Origin of the sequence: Calothrix sp. PCC 6303 (assembly GCF_000317435.1) — a bacterium.
In the GTDB taxonomy this organism is placed as follows: domain Bacteria; phylum Cyanobacteriota; class Cyanobacteriia; order Cyanobacteriales; family Nostocaceae; genus PCC-6303.
In genome coordinates this window covers 2,604,681-2,624,029 of record NC_019751.1, presented here as the reverse complement: position 1 = coordinate 2,624,029, position 19,349 = coordinate 2,604,681, and the positions used below count along the sequence as shown (strand labels likewise).

General features: G+C 38.9%; 19 protein-coding genes and 2 pseudogenes. 5 read left to right on the top strand and 16 right to left on the bottom strand.

All coding sequences use genetic code 11. The annotated features are described in order from the left end of the window. Positions 1 to 67 precede the first annotated feature (67 nt). From CAL6303_RS10670 to CAL6303_RS10655, 4 genes are all read right to left on the bottom strand, one after another. On the bottom strand, positions 68 to 841 hold the full coding sequence (locus CAL6303_RS10670; RefSeq protein ID WP_144051029.1) for a hypothetical protein: 774 nt from the start codon (positions 839 to 841) through the stop codon (positions 68 to 70). Between the two features lie 18 nt (positions 842 to 859). After that, positions 860 to 2,440 carry a TrbI/VirB10 family protein gene (locus CAL6303_RS10665; RefSeq protein WP_144051028.1) on the bottom strand — a complete coding sequence of 527 codons (1,581 nt, stop codon included), beginning with the start codon at positions 2,438 to 2,440 and terminating at the stop codon, positions 860 to 862. A 104-nt stretch (positions 2,441 to 2,544) separates the two neighbouring features. Then, entirely contained in the window at positions 2,545 to 3,192 is a 648-nt protein-coding gene (locus CAL6303_RS10660; RefSeq protein ID WP_238993791.1) for a hypothetical protein, read from the bottom strand. Between the two features lie 102 nt (positions 3,193 to 3,294). Then, a complete protein-coding gene (locus tag CAL6303_RS10655) occupies positions 3,295 to 4,446 on the bottom strand; it encodes a hypothetical protein (RefSeq protein ID WP_015197860.1) in 1,152 nt (383 codons plus the stop codon). Positions 4,447 to 4,474: 28 nt separating this feature from the next. On the opposite strand from CAL6303_RS10655, the pseudogene CAL6303_RS10650 reads away from it, so the two are divergent. After that, positions 4,475 to 4,675, top strand: a pseudogene (locus CAL6303_RS10650) (four helix bundle protein); the annotation flags it as partial. A gap of 224 nt (positions 4,676 to 4,899) precedes the next feature. After that, positions 4,900 to 5,052 (top strand): annotated as a pseudogene (locus CAL6303_RS29110) (four helix bundle protein); the annotation flags it as partial. A gap of 41 nt (positions 5,053 to 5,093) precedes the next feature. Here CAL6303_RS29110 and CAL6303_RS10645 read toward each other — a convergent pair. Genes CAL6303_RS10645 through CAL6303_RS10620 form a run of 6 tightly spaced genes read right to left on the bottom strand, consistent with a single transcriptional unit; the run spans position 5,094 to position 12,356 of the window. Beyond that, a complete protein-coding gene (locus CAL6303_RS10645) occupies positions 5,094 to 5,918 on the bottom strand; it encodes a hypothetical protein (RefSeq protein ID WP_015197859.1) in 825 nt (274 codons plus the stop codon). After that, complete coding sequence (locus tag CAL6303_RS10640) at positions 5,899 to 8,739, bottom strand: FtsK/SpoIIIE domain-containing protein (RefSeq protein ID WP_015197858.1); 2,841 nt, start codon at positions 8,737 to 8,739, stop codon at positions 5,899 to 5,901. Before CAL6303_RS10640 ends, CAL6303_RS10645 begins: the two co-directional genes overlap by 20 nt. Before the next feature lie 24 nt (positions 8,740 to 8,763). Beyond that, positions 8,764 to 9,108 (bottom strand): hypothetical protein, encoded by a 345-nt coding sequence (locus CAL6303_RS10635; RefSeq protein WP_015197857.1) that lies wholly within the window; start codon positions 9,106 to 9,108, stop codon positions 8,764 to 8,766. A gap of 5 nt (positions 9,109 to 9,113) precedes the next feature. Then, positions 9,114 to 9,752, bottom strand: a complete 639-nt coding sequence (locus CAL6303_RS10630; RefSeq protein ID WP_015197856.1) for a hypothetical protein — start codon at positions 9,750 to 9,752, stop codon at positions 9,114 to 9,116. A gap of 10 nt (positions 9,753 to 9,762) precedes the next feature. After that, the gene (locus CAL6303_RS10625; RefSeq protein ID WP_015197855.1) at positions 9,763 to 10,965 is read right to left on the bottom strand and encodes a hypothetical protein; all 1,203 of its coding nucleotides are present in this window, start codon (positions 10,963 to 10,965) and stop codon (positions 9,763 to 9,765) included. After that, entirely contained in the window at positions 10,962 to 12,356 is a 1,395-nt protein-coding gene (locus CAL6303_RS10620) for a hypothetical protein (protein ID WP_041740406.1), read from the bottom strand. Before CAL6303_RS10620 ends, CAL6303_RS10625 begins: the two co-directional genes overlap by 4 nt. 374 nt (positions 12,357 to 12,730) lie before the next feature. Here CAL6303_RS10620 and CAL6303_RS10615 point away from each other — a divergent pair, with 374 nt between their 5' ends. Beyond that, positions 12,731 to 12,991 (top strand): hypothetical protein, encoded by a 261-nt coding sequence (locus CAL6303_RS10615; RefSeq protein ID WP_015197853.1) that lies wholly within the window; start codon positions 12,731 to 12,733, stop codon positions 12,989 to 12,991. Between the two features lie 36 nt (positions 12,992 to 13,027). Here the strand turns inward: CAL6303_RS10615 and CAL6303_RS10610 are convergent, their stop codons facing one another. From CAL6303_RS10610 to CAL6303_RS29870, 4 genes are read right to left on the bottom strand one after another with little or no spacing between them, the layout of a single operon-like run. Then, positions 13,028 to 13,483 carry a protein tyrosine phosphatase family protein gene (locus CAL6303_RS10610; RefSeq protein ID WP_015197852.1) on the bottom strand — a complete coding sequence of 152 codons (456 nt, stop codon included), beginning with the start codon at positions 13,481 to 13,483 and terminating at the stop codon, positions 13,028 to 13,030. Beyond that, positions 13,471 to 14,277, bottom strand: coding sequence for a DNA alkylation repair protein (locus CAL6303_RS10605; RefSeq protein WP_015197851.1), 807 nt, complete (start codon positions 14,275 to 14,277; stop codon positions 13,471 to 13,473). Before CAL6303_RS10605 ends, CAL6303_RS10610 begins: the two co-directional genes overlap by 13 nt. A 47-nt stretch (positions 14,278 to 14,324) precedes the next feature. Then, positions 14,325 to 14,786 carry a hypothetical protein gene (locus CAL6303_RS10600; protein WP_041739387.1) on the bottom strand — a complete coding sequence of 154 codons (462 nt, stop codon included), beginning with the start codon at positions 14,784 to 14,786 and terminating at the stop codon, positions 14,325 to 14,327. A 36-nt stretch (positions 14,787 to 14,822) separates the two neighbouring features. Further along, a complete protein-coding gene (locus CAL6303_RS29870; RefSeq protein WP_015197849.1) occupies positions 14,823 to 15,065 on the bottom strand; it encodes a hypothetical protein in 243 nt (80 codons plus the stop codon). Between the two features lie 79 nt (positions 15,066 to 15,144). Here CAL6303_RS29870 and CAL6303_RS28435 point away from each other — a divergent pair, with 79 nt between their 5' ends. Beyond that, positions 15,145 to 15,744, top strand: a complete 600-nt coding sequence (locus tag CAL6303_RS28435) for a GNAT family N-acetyltransferase (RefSeq protein ID WP_015197848.1) — start codon at positions 15,145 to 15,147, stop codon at positions 15,742 to 15,744. A 460-nt stretch (positions 15,745 to 16,204) separates the two neighbouring features. Here CAL6303_RS28435 and CAL6303_RS10590 read toward each other — a convergent pair whose 3' ends face one another. Beyond that, positions 16,205 to 16,948: a Coq4 family protein gene (locus tag CAL6303_RS10590; protein ID WP_015197847.1), complete on the bottom strand. Its 744-nt coding sequence runs from the start codon at positions 16,946 to 16,948 to the stop codon at positions 16,205 to 16,207. Between the two features lie 299 nt (positions 16,949 to 17,247). On the opposite strand from CAL6303_RS10590, the gene CAL6303_RS10585 reads away from it, so the two are divergent. After that, on the top strand, positions 17,248 to 17,934 hold the full coding sequence (locus CAL6303_RS10585; RefSeq protein ID WP_041739384.1) for a TetR family transcriptional regulator: 687 nt from the start codon (positions 17,248 to 17,250) through the stop codon (positions 17,932 to 17,934). A gap of 45 nt (positions 17,935 to 17,979) precedes the next feature. Here CAL6303_RS10585 and CAL6303_RS10580 read toward each other — a convergent pair whose 3' ends face one another. Further along, positions 17,980 to 19,128, bottom strand: a complete 1,149-nt coding sequence (locus CAL6303_RS10580) for a site-specific integrase (RefSeq protein ID WP_015197844.1) — start codon at positions 19,126 to 19,128, stop codon at positions 17,980 to 17,982. Positions 19,129 to 19,349 lie beyond the last annotated feature (221 nt).

The following is a 19,349-nucleotide window of genomic DNA, read 5'->3' as shown; positions in this document are numbered from 1 at the left end:
TTGTACTTCAACTTGAAGTGCGGAATGTGGGATTCAAAATATCAAACTAATTAATTCTGTGTTATGGTCAATTGTTCTTTGGCATCGCTTCTACAGAAGGTTTTGCTAAATTAATTGGTATTGATACAGGATTATTCAAATGCTCTTCAATGCCTAATAAGGCTAATTCAGTCAACAAAGGTAAGGATACTTTCGCAGATGAAGCAATTTCAATAAAAGTGCTGTTAGAACTATTTCTAGCTAGTGCAATAAATTCTCTAATTTTATTGACAACAGGGTCTGATGGTGGAGTATAACCTCGACGTATTGCAGAAACTAAACCGCGCTCAATATCATTAATTTTTGCTCTACGAAACGAACCAACTTGGAATGTCATCTCTACTCCCGCAAAGTTAGGAATTTGATTAGAGATGGCAATACCACTATATTTTGGCGAGTTGTTGCTCTTCTTTAAATTAAAAGTATATAGATAGGTTTGAGCGTCACTAGCTCTAGTCTTAACGAACAAATTGGTATTACTACTTGTCGTTAAATTAGGGAATTTTAGAGGTTGAATTCGACGTAGAAATACAGTTGTAGATTGACCATTTTCTAAAGGAGTATCGGTAGAATAAGTAAAGCTACTGGGGTCAGACAGAAAAATTTGAGTAATTCGTTCATTGATTCCAGAAAAGTCGATCGCAGTTGCTCTACCATTCCCAATTTTTAATTCCACTGCTCGTGAGTTTAACCCCCTTGCTTGACTTGCATTAATCGTTAATATAGCAGGTTGAGCATAGGATGGATTGACAGCGTAAATAATTGATATTCCCACAGCGATCGCAATTGATTTTGTCAACATTATTGTTTTCATAAATTGCTAATTGTAATGTGAAATTTCAAGAAAATTATTGAAGAATATGGACACTTTTGTATTGACAGGTAAAATCGCCACATCTGGACTGTTACTAATCTCACTACTTGCTTTATCCGCACGTTGACTTAAGCGTTGTGACATTGGTTTAAAAAATCCTTCGACTGCTGCTGCTAAAATATTTGGTTTATTTGCTTTGCTTGTGATTACTTGGCTGTTAAAGTTACCATTGGAAGTGACAATAGAAGATTGGCTTTGATTTTGGTTGAAAACTTCCCCAGCACGTCCTGCTGCACCAAGTAATCCAATTAAGATATCTTGTTGAGCAATGGCTTGACCTTTATCCATCATGGATTTGGCAATTAGTGGTTTCTGATTTTCTGCTTGAATAGAAATTACACCTTGGGGTATTTGTTGCTGTTGGATGCGAGCAAATTTGTCTGTGAAAATAATTGCGGTGACGTTATTTTGAACTAATTTATTTTCCTCGGATATTGCATCTACATCTACAATTAAAATAGTTCCTTTGGGAAAAACAACGCGATTATTAGTAGAGCGGATATCTTCATGCGATCGGACTGCAAATCTAACTCCATTTTTACCTTGCTGTGTCCAGATTAATGGCACTACCACATCCCCTTTCGCTGTTGTTCCAATTTGGATTTGCATTGGGGAATTAGCTTCAGAAAAAGCTGTCTGGGGATAATTTCTCTCGATATTCGGATTCGTTCGATTTAAAATTCCCCATTCCCCTGGTGTTTGATTTGTTAAAGTGGTTGGAGAATTACTTTGGCTATTACTAATTGCGACTGCGGGGATAATATTGGTAGATTCGTTTTGTTGAAAAGTCTTGTCTGTAGTTGATTGTTCGGGAATATTTGCTGTGGTGTTATCCCTCGGTAAATTTGATATTTCTTTATCTTCGGTAAGATCACTATTTTTTATAGTTTTTTGTCCCAAAGTTGCAAGTTGATTCCATCGCTCAAAGGGGTCAATTTTTTCCAATTTGGGAGTAGGAGAAGTTACAGAAACAGGTTTTGACTGTGGTTTGTTTACGGTTACAGTTTCTCGAATAATTCTTGGTGGAGATGGGACTCTTTCACGGATAATTCTTGGAGGTGGAGGATTGACAGGACGAACTTTCGAGTTTGTCACGGGTTGAATACGCTCAGGTTTTACTTGCTTTTGGGGTTGTTCGAGATTGCGACTTGCTTGGTTACGTAGTGCTAATTCTGCCTTGAGAAGTGCTGCTTCATCACTTTCTCCAGAAACTACCACTGTTGGAGTTTCCTTCGGGTTAGGAGCTTTAACAATAGGTTTAGAAGCAAAGAAAATAGACCATACCATCCAGCCAAAACCCATGACACCACCAACTAAAAGCGATGCAATCGCAAACCTAATTAAAGGATTTTCACTCTCGTCAATTGGTTCTGCTTGCTCGGAATCTCGTTGAATCAGAAATTCTTGGTCAATTAAAGCAACTTGTTCGGGTTGATATCCAGATATTTCTCGTTCTTCTTCTGGAGTTAGTTTCTCATCAAGCGATTCTTGAATATAGTTTTCTTGAGTATTTTTCATTATCAACATCACTATTTATTAGGTTTAATGAAGAAAGAAGGAAGAAGAAAGAGGGAAGAAGGAAATTAAAATTAAACTTCTTCCATCTGTCCTCTTCCTCCTTCCTTAATTTATTAGTTATTCCTTCTTCCTTCAGTTGTAAATTCTGAGATTTTAGTTATTTCTAAACCCGCACTTCTAATTTCATATAATTGCCTTTCCAGTGGAGAATCATTATTGGCAGGTTGTGAGGGAATATCTACAGCTTGTAATCTAAAAGTCCGATTAAAGGTAATTTCTTCGTCAGCACCACCAGAGAGGTTTACTAATACCCTTGTTGCTACCATATCAACTTCCCATTCACCCATTTTTATTTGTCGAGGAGCAGAGAGATAAGAAATAATGATTTTGGAGCGAACTTGACCACCAAATACACGAGAAGGTGTAATCTCAGCAAGTGCATTTAGTGCAGCTTGACGAAAGCCTTGTTTGCCTGATTGAATCAAAAATGAACCAATATAAGCATTCGTCGTAATACGCTTCCCCTTACCAATATCTCGTCCTTTATCTAACTCTTTAGTTCCAGGAATAATTCCATCCCAATTAAAGGTTAAATTTGCCCATTGTTTGACAGTATTTTTAACAACTTCTGGATGACGGTATAAATAATCTTGTTCGGAAATAATTAGAGAATGACCATTAACTAACTGTACAAAAGTTGTTTTTCTTGCAGCAAGCTGATTGACTTTAAAACTTAAAAATAGTAAAAACAAGAAACTCATCAGGCTAAATGTTGTTAACCCGATAAAGCATAAGGGGAGTATATCTTTAGAATCTAGTAATAATTTAGATCGTCTAACTTGTTTTAATGATTTCAGCATCATTTATCCTTTCCCTACGAAACCAGTAGCAACAGCAGTAACACCGTCAAAAGCTGCATTAACAAGTGCTGTGGCTCGACTATTAATACCTGTATAAAGTGCAATTCCTCCTCCTCCTGCAATCAATAAAGCTAATGCGGGAGCAAAAATACTAATAAAGGCTAAAAATGCTAAATCAGAAGCACTTTGTGCTCCAGCAGCAACAATTACAGTGGCAGCTAAACCCACAACAATGTTGTAACCAAGCTGCACTCCAAATAAAGAAATAAAACCACTAGCCCAAGCCCATATTGGTTTTGAACCAAGTGGTAATAAACTCAACCCTAAAGCGATTGGTGCAAATGTAGCAGTCATCATTAATGAAGCTTCTAAAATATTGACAAAAGCCCATTGAAGTGCATAAAGGAAGGTAATTAAAATCAGCGAGATAGAAGCACTAAAAACAGCACCAGGGTTTTGAACAAAATCAGTTAATTCCGCAGCAGCTTTACGTGCTTCTGCTAACGGACCATTATTTTGTTTTTCTGCCTCAGTCAGAATTTGTTCTACAATTGGTCTTTTTTCTTGCAAACAATCTGTAAGCGGTTTACCAGTTTTACCCTGACATTCAGCGTAAATTGTAGATATTTGGGTTTTGACATTCTGAGTTAAAGTCACGTTCGATATAGCGCTTTTAAATGTCGTATCAGCAAGTTGAATATTGAGAACGCTAACAACTTGCTGATGACCGATATTTCTCATAACAAGCACCGTTTGAGAAAGTAAATAGCCGTTACTTCCTAGAAAGAGAGCAATAATTAATGGGTAAATAAAAGATGCAGCTAATTCTGACCAAAGAAACCGCTTTTCTTGATAATCAGCAGCCATTTTTATCGCCAGAAAAATAATACTGAAAGCGGCTAGAGTAGTACCAAGATTACATAATCCAGCCCATAATGCACCTGATGGATTAACTACGTCTCCCCAAACTTTATTCCAAGATTCGACAGTTTGCTTGCTGAGTTCAATACTGCTTCTAACTAGTCCAACACCAACACTGGAATCGGAATAGTTATCTGCTTGTGTAACTTGAGAGAGGAGTGGGGGAGGGGGAGAGTGGGGGAGTGGGGGAAAAGAGAAATTAAGAAAGCTAAAATAGCCTTGTACTATACTCATAGTAGTTGCAGGTTTAAATAAGCGAAAGATGACAAGGGAATCATTTAAAAGCCACCAAGATTTAGAAGTTTATAAAATGTCTTTTGAATCAGCAATGCTGATTTTTGAGTTATCTAAAAAATTCCCCATAGAAGAAAGGTATTCATTAACAGATCAAATTCGTCGTTCTTCTCGTTCTGTTTGTGCAAATTTTGCGGAAGCATGGCGGAAACGCAGGTATAAAGCAGCATTATAGGGAGTGGGGGAGTGAGGGAGTGGAGGAGCGGGGGAAAGTATCAAAGAATAAAAAATATAAGGCTTGTAAGTAGAATATTTGCAACTTTAAATAGCATATAATTGTTAATATTTTTTATTTTATTATTTCAGCTTAAAAGGTTTTATTCTTGTTAGGAGAAAGTATTCTTTACTCCCCCGCTCCCCCTCTCTCCCCCTCCTTTTCAGGCAGCGGAAACTCAAACATGGATTGAATTTGCTGTGCAATGTAATTATTTGGATGTTGAAACAGGAAGAGAAATATATCGAAAATATAATTCGATTCTTGGGATGCTTGTTACCATAATTAATAACCCTGATAATTGGGTACTTAATTCCAACAAAATTAAATAACTCTTTCCCCCACTCTCCCCCTCCCCCACTCTCCCACTCCTCTACTCACTAAATACAGAACCACCTGGCATTACAAGTAACGAACCTTGAGATATTGCAATATTTCCAGTTGCGATCGCACTTTGTCTATCTCTAGTATTTACCGCATTTAATTCCTGTGCAGCTTGAGCAGTCAAAGTTAGATCTAAAGCTCGATCCTGTCGTGCTTGTGATGCTTCTTGAAGTTGTAAATTTCCAATTGTCGCATTATTTTTTAATTGCTTGGAAATATTTTGAAGTATTTGTTGTGAGGTATCTGAATTCTGAGAATTATCAGACATTTGGCTTGATTCTAATTCGGAATTTGCACTTTCTTCGAGAGTATTTAGGGATTGTTGTTGAGCATTTTTAGAAAGAGTTTTAATTTGCGCGACTTCAATTGCTCCTAATCTTTCGCTTTGATTAGCTATATCTTGGCGAATCGCATAGGAATTAGGAATATTATTTTCAAATTTGTTAGCTGTAACTGCATCTTCTGGTAGCGAACCTTTCATGATTTCGCTGAAAACTTGACCTAAATCGGGAATTTCGACGGAACCACTCGCATTTTGAATAAGCTGTGTAATACTACCAAAAAAATCACCACGAACAAAGGAACTTACATCATCAATAAATTCTTGAATTTGATCTGATGAGTTTTTCTTCAATGTTTCTCTAGCTGTTTGAGAAATATCACGACTTTCGGCTGTATCTAAGGTCGCAGCAATTACTGAATTGACAAAAGTTAAGCTTAATCCAAAAACAGTTATTCCAATTACAGAAATACTCTTAATTCTTCTACAGAATTGATATGTTAGTAAGCATTTTTTATTCTTGATTTTGTACATTTTTAAGTCCTTCAGTAATATGCGATAAGCTTTTATTTTCTTTGAGGGCAGTTACGAAAACTCTTGTAAAATCAGCTAATCCCTGTAATTGTCCTTTGGTGCTATTCGGGTATTGGGACAAAATTGCTCGACGTGTAATGCGTTCCTCCTGACTAGTTGCGACTGCTGCTAAAGACATTTTTCCTGGGTAGAATCGAGTTTGCCAAAAGCGTCCTCCTTTTTCAATTAACCAACATGAATACAAATCAGAACGTCGGGGAAAGAAGGATTCGGAAGCATTTTGAGCGATGATTTCAACTGGATATGACAGATATTTTTGAAACGAAGGAACTGCATTTGAAGTAATGCAACCAGTAATTCGGTAACTGATATTCTGCATAATCATTGCTGCTGCTTGTGATTGGCAAATCGTATCTGGGTCTTGACTGGATAAAACTATACTCAATCCGTCCTTACGTGCGGTAGCGCAGAGTTCCCCCACCATTGCACTGAATCCATCCTTGCGGAACAATACTGATAGCTCATCACCGATAAATAGGCTTTTTGGATAGGAAAGAGCGACCCGTAAACATGCAGCTTTTGCCGCAACTGCCATCGTGTAAGAATCTTGGTCGTTACTTAGTCCAGTTAAGGCGTAAAATTTGACCATTGGTTCGGGAGAGAAACTACTTGGTTGTGCGATCGCATTCCCCAGAGGACTTACTAATAATGCTGCTATCTGACTGGTTATTTGATTAATCGCTTGGTGGTCAATCGCTTCAGGTTTAGAGATATTCAAGCGTGCAATTGAACAGAAGCGAACAAAGTCTTTCAAAGTTGGTATATCCTGCCATTCGGGAGATTTCCAACCTTTGGAGAATGCCAAATTATACCGTTCGATAATATCAGGGTCACTCAAAAAGATGTCGAGCGATCGCAGTAAAATAGCATCAACTCGTTGTGCTAAATGGGGTGCATCCAACCGTCCCATGACGATGACTCCTAAAGCATTACGTATAAACGAACGCCATGATTTCATCCGTGAAGTTCTCTCTTCTAGGTCGAAACGTCTTAAATCTGGAGGTTCCATCAAGTTATTGGAAGCACGGGATAAATCGAAATAAGCACCTGCGTCTCCCAATAGTGCGATCGCTGTTTTAAATGAACTTTCACCGTCTGCTGCGGGAATATCCATCCCTACCACTGGTATTCCCTGTGACAATGCATCAAGCATAAATCGCCACAACAATACTGATTTTCCGGAACCAGTTTTCCCTGTAATTAATGCGTGCTGAGTATGGGTAAATAAGTCGATATATACTGGTTTTCCACCTCGGTTAGTGAGGAATTCGACACCTTTGGAGTCGAGTTCTTTGGGAAGAGTTAGGGGTAAAACTCCAGCCACAGTTTCACTTTCCAGTACCAATCTACGTTCGCTCAGAATTGAACTGGAGTGTAAAATTCGTCTCCAGGTGATGGGTAAAGTTTCTAACCAGATTTGGTTCGCAATGTGTTTTTCCCGCACTACTTTGGCTGTTCCGAAGCTGTTACAGAGTAAATCACATGCAAGATCTAAGCTTTCTGCATTTTCACGGTAGACCAAAAATACTACCGCACAGTTGAGAGGAACAGCACCTTTGTATAACTTTTTCTGCGCGTCAAAACTTTCCTCTTGCTTAATTTCCGCACCAACATCCCTACCACTTCCTTTGATAAAAGCTCTTTCCCTTGCAACCTTGGTTTGTTTAGCTTGACGGTGTAAATTATCTTCCGTAAGGTAGCGATTTGCGGGGGATATTTCTACCCATGCTTCGGTGTCATGAACGTGCAAATCACTCAGAACTTTCCACATCCATGAAATTTGTTCTTTCGCATTTAACCATGCAGGTACGGTTTCTGCCATTGTGAGAACACCGCAGACTTTATCTTTGATGTAGATGCGGTTTGTGCATTGACGGTGTTCAGGACAAGAACTTCTTCCTCTTTCTCCAGTGATTAAAATTGTTGTGGCATGTTTGAGAGAGTTTTGAATTTCTGTTAGTTTAATATTATTATCTTTATCTTCTGTTGAGACTAAAATTTGAGGAATTGGAGGAGGAGAAAATCTATTAAATCGATTCCATAACCATGACCATAATTCAACATCTTTGAGTGGTTTTATTTCCAATCCAGCTTTGGTATTAAACAGCATCTCCCATTGAATAAACCCTTCAGTGTATGCTTTTGATAGTAGGCTATTTAGAAGTTGTTCTTGTCGTTGAGATATGCGTCCTGTAACGTTATCTAAGACAAAACGTCCGGCTTTAGCAGTGTGGTAAATTAATTTTGACAAAGGGTCAGTTTTATTTTCTCCAAATGCATCCGCAGTCCAAGTACAAAATACTATTTGTTGCCAAGTTGACCTTGTTCCTTTGTTGGTTAATTCCTGTACTCTTGCTTGTTCGTTACGAATTAAAATTGTTGGTAGTTTTAGGGAACAATTTTCGGCAAGTTGATTGAGATATTTTTGCCTAATTGAATCATCTGAATATCTTCCCAAGAGAAATGTACATTTTTCTCCGGGAAGGATGGATTTCATCGCTTCCGAGATTCCAGTTGATATTGATGTAATTTCTTCGGGGTAAAGTTGGTCGTGGATACCTTTAATTTGGAATGCGAAAATTACTTGAAATTGGTTTTCATCGGAGATATCACCTTGGTTCAGTAAAAATGCTCCAATACTGCGGTTCTCCCTTTCGATGCGAACCATACAACAGAGGTCTAGTTCGTTTTCAAAAGGTATATATTGGGATTTAGAATTATTTTGGTCAAGAGAATTTATAGTTGGTATTTGAACTTTCATACTCGTCTCTTTTGTTTCAAATTATTATTTATCTTTATTTCCTTCTGCCTTCTGCCCTCTTCCTCCTGCCTTCTTTCTCAAAGGAGATATATAAACTGCTCCACCAAGAATCCAATTTCTACCTTTGGGTTTGCGAAATCGATTCACGTATTTATCAGGGTCTTTACCTGTCACAAACCACCAACTTAGGATTAACCAAAAACTAATAACAACTACTTTGGGAATTCCCCACCCTAATAACCCATCAAAGATAAAATAGGAAATAGTAATAATAGCGAACCAAGGCAGAATTTGATTGGCAGGAATGGGACCTAATCCTGCTTGTTTACCTAATATTCTATTTACTGTAATTATTTCTTTTTCTGACAATGTTTCTATCCTCCACTGGTTCCAGTTCCATTACCAACGAAGAGAAAGGTAATAACGTCAATTGTGAGAATAATCCCAATTGCTAAACCTGCTTGAGTTGCAATCGGTCTCCAGTCGTTTCCTTGCTGTGCTTGGTTGTAGGCAAATAATGCTGCGACTCCTACTAATAGTAGAAATACCCCACGAATGGCGTTGAAAACTAGAGTTATTGCTTGCGGATCAATTGAGCTTGTTCCTCCTGTGGAGCTTTGTTGAGCTATCTCAGTTAAAAATTGTTCTAAACCACTTAAAAATATTGCTTGTGCTGGCATTTCAAATGTTGTTAGGGTCGCAGTTAAGGCGATAATTAGTCCTGCTATGTGCCAAAAACGGATTTTAATGCCAACAAAATAATTAAGGTAAGGGATTAGATTAATTACTTGATTTAAACAGTGAAAGAACAAACCTAATGAGAAAATAATCCCACTTAAAATCGGTTCTCTAACTGCTAAATAGATCAAGCCAAATCCCAGGGATATGACAGCATTGATATCAGTTCTTGTCCAGATGAATTTTGTAAACAACGGTACAATTGTCTGATGAGAAGGATTTTTACCATCAGCTTGAATATTGTAGTTAGGAGTATTTTGATGTTTTTTGGACATGATTAATTAGTTATATTTCAGAACAAAAATCACCAACTGTATTTGTAATTGCAGTAGTATGAACTGGAGAGATAGGTTTGGTAGCAAGATTTAAGGATTGAATCTGGTTTTTGTTAAAATCACACTGTTCGATACTCCAATGGTTATACTTGGCATCAATTAACGTGGCAGTAAATATAGGTTGCATTGCATCATTTCCAGAAAGCTTTTCAAATCCTTTTAATAAAGCAGGTATTAAAATATCTCCTTCGGCATTAGTTTGAACTGCTTCAAAACAAAAATGATATTGCTTATTGGATTCCGGGTCTTTCCAATTAAAAGAAGAAGGAGAATCACCAGCTTTTAAAGCGATAAATTCTTCCGGCAGGACTTGTTGAAAGCGTTTAATTATTGCTAATCCCGCAGTTTGAATATCAGGTTTTTCTTCAGGTTGGAGAGTTTCTGTTAGGGAAATACCTGTTTTCAGGGTTAATCCAGTTAGTAATAATCCGTTAATTTCATGTTGATTTACTAGCTGATGTGCAGCACCAATTAAATTAGGATTTATTTTCCCAAATCCTGAAGATTGTGTTTCGATTGTTTCGTCACTTTCAGGAATATCTGGATTAATAATGTGTTGATCTTCTACTTGTAATCCTGGTGTCAAGATTATTTCACTTGGAGATGGAGAAGGAATTGCTATATTTCCTTTTGATTCTGTTGCAGCTACATCGATAGCTGTCACTGTTTGTATGTAGGGAATAACATCACCCTTTTCAGAATCAATATTTATTTGATTCTGCTTGAAAGCGATAGTAGGAGTAGTTTTACTTAGGTCACTTTTCAAAGAGAAGTTGAATCCAGTCAGTTGATTCTCTTCAAATACTAAGTTGATTTGGACTTCCCTACCATGCTCTAAACTCACTTCTTTTAAAGCGGCTTGTACATCTTTAATATCAGCTAAATAATGGTGATTGTCTAATACTTGGCTGAGGATATTGGAGATGTACTGTAGGTCTTGAGGGTCAACAAGAAGAAAAGGGGCAGGGGGCAGGGAGCAAGGGGGAAGACCGGACTCCTCCCCATATAAGCTTCCTAGAAGGCGATGCCCTGAGCTTGCCATACCTCGGCTATGACTTCTAAGAGAAGTCGAATGATGCTCGGCAGCCGTAGGGACGGAACTTGTTCCCCCTGCCCCCTGCTCCTTTTCTCCCTGCCTCTTCCGGTCAGTCATAATGATGTCTGATAATTATGCTCTTTGCTTAAGTCCGCAACAAATGCAGCAATAGCGTTTATTCCCGTGTGTAGTATTCCACTTGTATTTCGATATCCGCGACGACTCCAACCACCCCAACCAGATTGTTCTCCAAGTTCTCCGAATTTTGCAATTATTTCTTCTTCTTTGTCATAAACATCCTTCTGAGACAATAGTTGAATTTTTTCTCTTTGCTTACTATTAATAGATTTTAGTTGTGCAACTTCCTTCTCTTGTGATGAGTTGATGCTATTTAATCGTTCGATTTCAGATGTTAATGGTGCAATTCTTTCTTCTAATTCTGAATAATTAAGTATGTTGCTAATCCCATTGTTACCAGTATTTTCCAAGTCTGATATTCTTTGCTCTAATTGCTGATTTTTGATGGTGAGAGAACGCACTTTTTCTAGTTCACGTTCTTTATCTAGTAATTTCTGGGCTAATTCTTCCTTTTCTCGTTTTGTTTTTTCTAGTGCTGCTGCGGACTGTAATTCTATTTCTTTAAGTGCTGCAATTCTTTCTTGTTCCAATGAAGATTCTTTTTCTGTATCTCTTTGTGCTAAGATCTCTTTAATTTTCTTCTCGACTTGAACGGCAGTAAATACATCTTTGGTATCTGGATTTTCCACAATACCTTCAATTTCAATCTGGTTAGATTTGTACAGACTTTTAGTTGTTGAACCCTGAGCAACCACATGGTCTAATAACACCCACCATGATTCTCCATTTTGGGAAAGTACAATTCCTTTATGACCATTCCAGCCATAATTATCACCAGTGACGATTATTCTTATTCCTGGTGCTAACTCAGCTTTGAGGAGCGGGGATGTGAAGGAATTTGAAGTTTCACTTGATTCTTTCTCATTGAAACAAGACTGAGAGGATTTTTCCACAACACTTTCTCCCTCTTTTTCCCTGTCCTTCTCCCCTTCTTCCTTGACTTCTAATGCTGTTTTCTTTCCTCCAGCTACTAATTCTTTCACCAAATCAGTGCTAACTTTCGTTAGTTGACGTAGTGCAGAAACGCTCCAGTTTTGAACATTTTGACGCAGCAAGTTTTGCACTTTTGGTGCTAGTTTATTAAACCAAAGATATATTTCCATCGCGCTTTTAGCTATGTAGCGAGATGCACCAAAATCATCACTTTTCAACCATTCTTCAAAGACCTTTTTCCCTTTGGGACAAAAAGCCAAACAGTCATAGTATAAATCCTGGAGAATCCGACCAGTTTCTATTAAAGAGTCAAAGGTCGAACGGACAAAACTGAAGAATTCAACCAGTGTATTCTTGGCTTTGCCTTGCAGTTCTGGTTTATGAAATTGACCATAATCAAAGTTGTAGTCTAACGAAATCACGCTATATCCATTCATCTGCATTCACACTCCTTGCATTGCGGATAGACTAGTTTCCTCTGCTCTGAGGATGATATTTATGAGCTATTAACGTCATTTTCGTTCAAATTTAGTTAGTCAATACTTACCTTTTGACGTAAAGATGTTTATTACTATAGTGATAAAACAAACTATCACTATAGTGATAGAGGTTTGGTAATTACATGGCTGAAGGTATTGTGTATTAATGCTTGTAGCTCAATAGATTCTGTAGAAATATTGAATCAACTTGATTTTGTTTTTCTGTACAATAATTGTTGAGAAATAGATAATTCTGTATAACTTTTGAAAACTAACTTGAGTTTAATAAATTGATAAATATTCTATAAATTAAAAAAATCGAGGTTACACCGATGTTTCAGTTAGCAACAAAACAGCAAGCATCAGAGATATTAAATATGAGTTTTTCCACTCTTAAAAAATATCGTTTAGATGGGACATGGATTGAAGGAACCCATTGGGTAAAATTGAATAGCCGATGTATTCGCTATAATTTAGAACTTATTCAAGATTGGTTGCATAATCGTCAAGACCCAATTGCTCACTATCGGGCGATCGATTTATATCATGCTGGTTTGGCTAGTAATCAAAAACGTACCAATCGAAGAAGTTAGAAAGTTGTAGAGACAGACTTGATAATGTTATCTAAATCACTCTTCATACAGTTCTATTGTTGCGTCGATAAAATTCTGCCAAATTTGATTCGGTTGCCAAATCTGTTCGAGATAGCCACGGGCTGAAATTTCTGTATAACCTTTGCGAAGTCGATGGTAGAGGTACATCATTGCCGAGACACGCATATTTTTGGCACAATGTACCCAGATTTTTCGCTCTGGATTTTCATCAAGTTTTATAGCAAGTTCATCAAAATCGCTGAGGGTAGGATTATCCCAGTCGATGGGAATACCGATATATTCCATTCCCAAGTTTTCAACAATCGCACTTTCTTCGGGATTCCAGTTAGTTGATGCGGGGGTCGCTAGGTTGATAATTAAGTTGTAACCCGCTGATGCGATATCTGCGAACTGTTCTGTGGTTGGCTGTCCGGAGGTGGTAATAGTAGAGGAAACAGGGAGAAATGCTTCAATTTGTGCTAGGGAAGACATAGGATGCTTGATTTCGGATTATTCTTAGATTTTAATTTTTCCTGCCGATATTGTTTGAGTTGCTGCTGTAAATCGGGTGGAAATTTTTCCATCCCATAGCGCAATCCTTCACTGGAAAAATAGGTGCTATTGGTTTTGATAAAGTCAATGACTAAATTCCTATCGCTCAAACTCAATTCCCGTAAAGCCCATCCCGTACCAGTTTGCGCGAACCTTTCTGAAGATTGAACTACTACTCCACAGCTATGGAGCAACATTTGGGTAAAACCAGGAAAATTACTTTCTCCATGTTTGGCAATATTGACGAAACTGACAACTGATGCTCGTTTACGCCATAAATTTTCAGCTTCACACCATTGCATTATCGCTTCTGCACAGGATTTTCCTTGTTGTTTGATGAGGGGATTGAGAACTTTGACACAAAACCAATCGCAGGTATTCCACTCTTTAATATAAGCTTCATCGAACAAGGTGGCGAATTTTGGTAAATCCGATTCCCAATTAATCAAGCGGTGTTTGAGCAAAAATTCTTGCAGTAAGAGAATTCCCGCTAATTTATCCTCTCCCCAAGATTCTTGAATTAGAACAATAGCAGTTTCAAATTGTTGAGTTACTGGTTGGCTGGAAAAATTAGCGGTTTTTGCCCAGGAATGTAATATTGCTCTGACTTGGGGTAATTTCAATCCGCGAAAAGGTAGTGAGTGCTTGAGATAAGCTTCCCACCATTCCTTAGTTTTACTATCACCCGCTTGGGCTAATTGTTCTTGGAGTTGGGTAATCAGGTATTGTGCCATTACCGTTTTATTCTAGAGATATCCTAAGCAGTGCGATTGCCTTTGTTTTAATTATCTTTGAATTCTTCCAAATTAATGAAAGACTCCCGTGTTTGGGAATTAATGCTAGAAGCAACTTCAAATTCAACCACTCCTATCCCTTGGACAATTTTACCCTTATACTTTTGCATTTCCAAGGGCGATCGCAATGATTGCTTGTTCCAGGATGGGAAAATATGTACGACTGTACCATCCTCCAGCACAATTTGAGATTTGATATAAACACCTTTAAAATCTGGATTTCCTGTAACTGTGGGTTTACTAGATTGTGATGTGTAATATCCGACAAGTTTGACTTTTTTGCCATTCAAACTAGCCAAATCTTCACGATTCCTGACTATTTTCAGTTCCACCATAGAAGCTTCCTTGGGGATTTGGCTGTTGCTTGGTTTGCTGGCTATCAACAGAGAGCAGGATAAAATAGTCGGTAAACATAGGCAAAAAGCAATACAACTAAATTTACTATTCATGTAGATATTGAAAGGAAGCAATACTGATAACTTATTTTAGCGACATGTAACATTTTTCTGATTTCCTCGATGACTAGCCAGTATGGTTAAAAAGTTGTGGGATAGGTGTCCAGGATAAATAAATATAGTAATTGATTTACTTTGATTGCCACTGTTGGGAATATTAAGGGTGCGGGGAGTCGCAAGCGATCGCAGGACTATAATAAAACCAGTATCGCGCTCGGAAAACTCAACTATGTCAAGCATGTTGCGTGGAAGTCGAATTATTCTTCGTCCCATAAGTAATCACGCAGAATTATTTACACGCAACAATCTAGTCTGGACAAGGGTTTCACGCCTTAATATTGTGTAATTAATTTTGTTTAACTACTTATCTGAGGCTGATTTTGATTTGATGGATCGAATGAATCAAGATTTTGAAACTATGCGATTTGTCGGCGGTACAGAGACATCTCAAAACCAGTTAAAAGAGATAGTTCGGACACTGCAAGATCGATTTAAGTCTCAAGGTTGGGGTTGGATGGGAATTGAAACTCATCAGGGGGAAAAGCTTGGTTTTGTATTTCTGCGACGCTGCCCACGTTTAGCTGAGATAGAATTGGGCTATCGTCTTTGTCGAGACTATTGGGGAAAGGGGTATGCAACGGAGAGTGCCCAGTTATTACTGTTACATGGGTTAAAGGAACTTCGTTTCAATCCAATTGTTGCGGCAGTCGATCCATTAAATACTGCATCAGAACGGATTCTTCAACGAATCGGGATGCAATACTGGAAAGACGTTGATTGGGAAACAACACCCAGTGGTTTTGCACGTTGCTATAAGGCTACTATCTGGGACGACTGGGAATTAGGGATAAACGGAAGCAGGTGTACGGAATTTGTCAAACCCCAAGATGGACAGGATGAGATTTTAACCAAATGCTTAAAAAGTTGTGGGGTAGGTGTCCAGGGTCAATAAATATAGTAATTGTTTTGTTTTTGGTTGCCACCTCTGGGAATATAAGGGTGCGATACTCCGTAGGAGTGGTCTTTGACCATCGCAGTTGTGGGATAAGTGTCCAGAGTGAATAAATATACTCCCGGTTCGCTCATTTTTTTTGAGTTCAGAGATATTGCCTCAAAACGAAAAATCTATACACCGCAATAATTTTAGCGATTTACCTAAATTTCCCTTAAACTAACATCCTGTCTACTTTTATCCAATCGCGCAAAGTCAGGACGAAAGTACATTTGAATCATAACCTGTAACCCTGATTAAATCGTTCAGCTTTCAAACCTTTAGAATCACTACCAAGTTAAAGGTTTTTGTAAATACTCATCATACGACCTTGCATTAACGAAAGTTCGGCAGTTGCAAAGGGGAGCAAAGCATTGTTCTGTTAAGTTTATGGGTGATTGGATGATCAAGTGATGAGGTTTTACCTACCTACTGACTCATCTGCCGAATTCCGAATCGGCTGAATATTCAACTCTGTCTGCCATTGGGTCAGGGGCTTTTCCCAACCCTCTTCCCACTTCTGAGCAAATAATGATTTAGCACTTTTGCCCATCTGAAATCCTTGGGTTATTGACATCAATAATTGGGGTAACTCTTGCGGTGCAAACAATGTACTGGAAATCAAACTATTTGCTACCAACATTGTCGCCAGAGGATAGGGAAACTGAGGCAAATGAAACGCTTGCAAACCTATCTCACCGATTGGTGATGTGTCAAATCCAGTGACGATATGCCAGATATCGTGGGTTTGGCTTAGTCGTAGTTCGACATAGTGGGCATCGGATTCTGCCGCCATTCCCGCATGGAGATTAGGGTCAAAACCTGCTTTCTTCATTGTGGCTGCATAGATGCAGCCCAAGGAATCTTGGGGATAAGTGAGTAATGCTTCAAGATCATGGGCTGGGGGAATATAGCGATCGCATATCAACGCTGCACAAGCAGGATATTGTTTTAAGTGTTGGGCAGTCAAATCGTAGGCAGGGGTTTGTAATAACCCATCCACCATGTCGCCTACCGTTTGCAGACTATTGTCCCCTAACAACATCGAAACGAATGACTTAAAAATGGTCAGTCTTGCAAAAAATGACTTGAAACCATTGCTGACTGGATATTGTATCTGCCGTTGAACGTCAAGGTTAGCAGATAGATTGGGCTTAACTTGCATCGTAAAATACCTCCAAAAAATCATTTGTTGAACCAATCAAGTACAGCTAACGTTGCTACCAAAGCAAATCATTCAGCACTCCATACAACGCCACAAAATTAATCTTGCTAATGGCATTTAAATAGCGGATTTGTTGGTGAGTCAAACTCAGGGGATTTTGGCTCATAGCGAGATTCTCTGGGACAAATTAGATTAATATATGAGTGTTACTCATATTTCAATAATATGAGCATCTCTCATGTTTAGTCAAGGTAAATGTGAGGATTATTCATCTTTTTTTTGAGGTAGCGATTAAATCAATGGCAGAAAGTTCATCAAGCTCTTCTGGAATGCGACGCAAGCCACGTCAAGCCCGCAGTCAGGAACGGGTGAGCAGAATTTTAGATGTGGCAGAAGAATTGTTTATTGTTGAGGGTTACACCGCAACTACGACCAATGCGATCGCCACACGCGCTCAGGTGCCGATTGGCTCGCTCTACCAATTTTTCCCAGACAAGACAGCCATTCTCAAAGCCTTAGCCTTGCGCTATGGGGAACTGCTACATCAAAAGTTTGCAGCCTTCGATGGGGTTGAGTTGGCAAAACTTCCCCTATCTACTTACGTGGAAAAGTTGATTGATACAGCCGATCAATTTTTTACTGATAATCCAGGCTACCACGCTATTTTCATGGAGGTTCAGGGGACGATACCTGAATTGGAGGAAATCGAAGAGGCAGCCGATGCTCAACTAATTCAGGATTTGGTCACATCCTTATCTCAACGTGATTCAACCTTAGAGCCTGCGGATTATGAAGCGATATCCCAAGGGGATGTCGAAGCGATCGCCTTTGTGTTGGTAAAAGCTATCGGCATGTTATTGTGGCTATCTCTGAGTCAAGAGATACGGTTACGGGAGCGTCTGGTGGCAGAAACGAAACGGTTCGCCTTAAGCTATCTGGAAAGCTATTTTCCAGACCCATTACCAGCAACTACTGGAGCGGACTGACGGGAAAAGTCAGTAACTTCTACAGGCTTTCGCTCTCCCCAACTCCTAAAACTCTGGCAAGAAAAGCTCTCGACTTTGCCCCGCATAATGGCGGTAAATAATTTCCGGCGAATTACCCACCATCGTGGCTACATCTTTTACATCCACCCCATTCTTCAATGCCATCGTAATAAATGTATGCCGAGTTTGGTAAAGCTTCCTATACTCAACACCATCAAGGCTTTCCAGCACAACCTTCCAAGCCCGTCCACTGAGGTTATGCATATCTATCCACTTACCTTCAGGTGATGGAAATACTTTTGCTTCACTTGACACATCAATGGGTTGGATGGATTTTAACAATCCAGCCAAACGATTATTAATCGGGAAAATTCGCTTCTTCTGCGTCTTCAAACCTGGTTTACAAGTCAATCCCGACTGGGAAACCACCACCGCTTGCTCAAACCGAATCATCGTAAAGTCCAACACAATATGCTTCCACTGCAAAGCCACAGCTTCTGATGGTCGGCAACCAGTGATGAAAAGAAATTCAATTAACGGTGCGTAGTATTTGTAATAACGATTTTCTTTGAATGCTTCGATAATGCGATCGCGTTCCTCCAAACTAAACGGATTTATGTCTGTCTCCTCAGCATCACCCTTCGGCACTTTGATATCACTTGCCATATCCTCAAAGGGATTATCCTCAATCAATTGAGACTTCACAGCCCAATTACAACAAGCTGAAAATTGAGTCAAGATTTTTTTGGCAGATAACGGGCTTTTATTGGCAATCAACCAATCCCGGATTGCGATCGCCTTATCCAAAGTCTTTACTGGCAAATGCACGTTAATACAACGATAAATTTTATGGTAATCCTTCGCCAAAGTGCTGGGAGATAAACTCGAACGCTTGTATTCGGTGTAACTATCCCACAAATCCGTTAGAGAAGCATAACTCTCAACAGATGGTGTAAAGACAACTTGCTCTGATTGTGATTTGTATTTCCCCAAAGTGACATCGAAATTGTCGCAGAGAATATCCAACTCAATTTGTCTAGCCTTCATCTCAGCCAGTTTGCGGTTAGCTTTAGTATCAGGAAACCCAGTTGAGAGGTAATGGCGTTTACCCCCAAAACTGAAAACTAATTGCAAGCGATCGTTCGAGGTTTTGATTTGAACAGTACCCTTAGAGGCTTTGCGTTGGGAACTCACAGGTGACTCCTGAAATTCAAGCCAAGACACAGGGAAACTGCTAGCAAGTTACTCCCGCACCTTGAAAACATTGAAATCAGCGCGCTCTGATTTACCCCAACTTTACCCCAATAAATAGTCCAAACATGTCCAAAAATGTCCAACGTCATCATATTCTTGCACCAAATTTGTACCCCTAGAATGGCTGGAATGGGGTTTTGGTTGAAATTAAAAACCCCTGA

Excerpts from the sequence above, each read along its gene's own strand:
- CAL6303_RS10670 (WP_144051029.1), bottom strand. The coding sequence starts at position 841 with ATGTTGACAAAATCAATTGCGATCGCTGTGGGAATATCAATTATTTAC.
- CAL6303_RS10665 (WP_144051028.1), bottom strand. The coding sequence starts at position 2,440 with ATGTTGATAATGAAAAATACTCAAGAAAACTATATTCAAGAATCGCTT.
- CAL6303_RS10660 (WP_238993791.1), bottom strand. The coding sequence starts at position 3,192 with ATGAGTTTCTTGTTTTTACTATTTTTAAGTTTTAAAGTCAATCAGCTT.
- CAL6303_RS10655 (WP_015197860.1), bottom strand. The coding sequence starts at position 4,446 with ATGAGTATAGTACAAGGCTATTTTAGCTTTCTTAATTTCTCTTTTCCC.
- CAL6303_RS10645 (WP_015197859.1), bottom strand. The coding sequence starts at position 5,918 with ATGTACAAAATCAAGAATAAAAAATGCTTACTAACATATCAATTCTGT.
- CAL6303_RS10640 (WP_015197858.1), bottom strand. The coding sequence starts at position 8,739 with ATGAAAGTTCAAATACCAACTATAAATTCTCTTGACCAAAATAATTCT.
- CAL6303_RS10630 (WP_015197856.1), bottom strand. The coding sequence starts at position 9,752 with ATGTCCAAAAAACATCAAAATACTCCTAACTACAATATTCAAGCTGAT.
- CAL6303_RS10625 (WP_015197855.1), bottom strand. The coding sequence starts at position 10,965 with ATGACTGACCGGAAGAGGCAGGGAGAAAAGGAGCAGGGGGCAGGGGGA.
- CAL6303_RS10620 (WP_041740406.1), bottom strand. The coding sequence starts at position 12,356 with ATGAATGGATATAGCGTGATTTCGTTAGACTACAACTTTGATTATGGT.
- CAL6303_RS10615 (WP_015197853.1), top strand. The coding sequence starts at position 12,731 with ATGTTTCAGTTAGCAACAAAACAGCAAGCATCAGAGATATTAAATATG.
- CAL6303_RS10610 (WP_015197852.1), bottom strand. The coding sequence starts at position 13,483 with ATGTCTTCCCTAGCACAAATTGAAGCATTTCTCCCTGTTTCCTCTACT.
- CAL6303_RS10605 (WP_015197851.1), bottom strand. The coding sequence starts at position 14,277 with ATGGCACAATACCTGATTACCCAACTCCAAGAACAATTAGCCCAAGCG.
- CAL6303_RS10600 (WP_041739387.1), bottom strand. The coding sequence starts at position 14,786 with ATGAATAGTAAATTTAGTTGTATTGCTTTTTGCCTATGTTTACCGACT.
- CAL6303_RS29870 (WP_015197849.1), bottom strand. The coding sequence starts at position 15,065 with ATGGGACGAAGAATAATTCGACTTCCACGCAACATGCTTGACATAGTT.
- CAL6303_RS10590 (WP_015197847.1), bottom strand. The coding sequence starts at position 16,948 with ATGCAAGTTAAGCCCAATCTATCTGCTAACCTTGACGTTCAACGGCAG.
- CAL6303_RS10585 (WP_041739384.1), top strand. The coding sequence starts at position 17,248 with ATGGCAGAAAGTTCATCAAGCTCTTCTGGAATGCGACGCAAGCCACGT.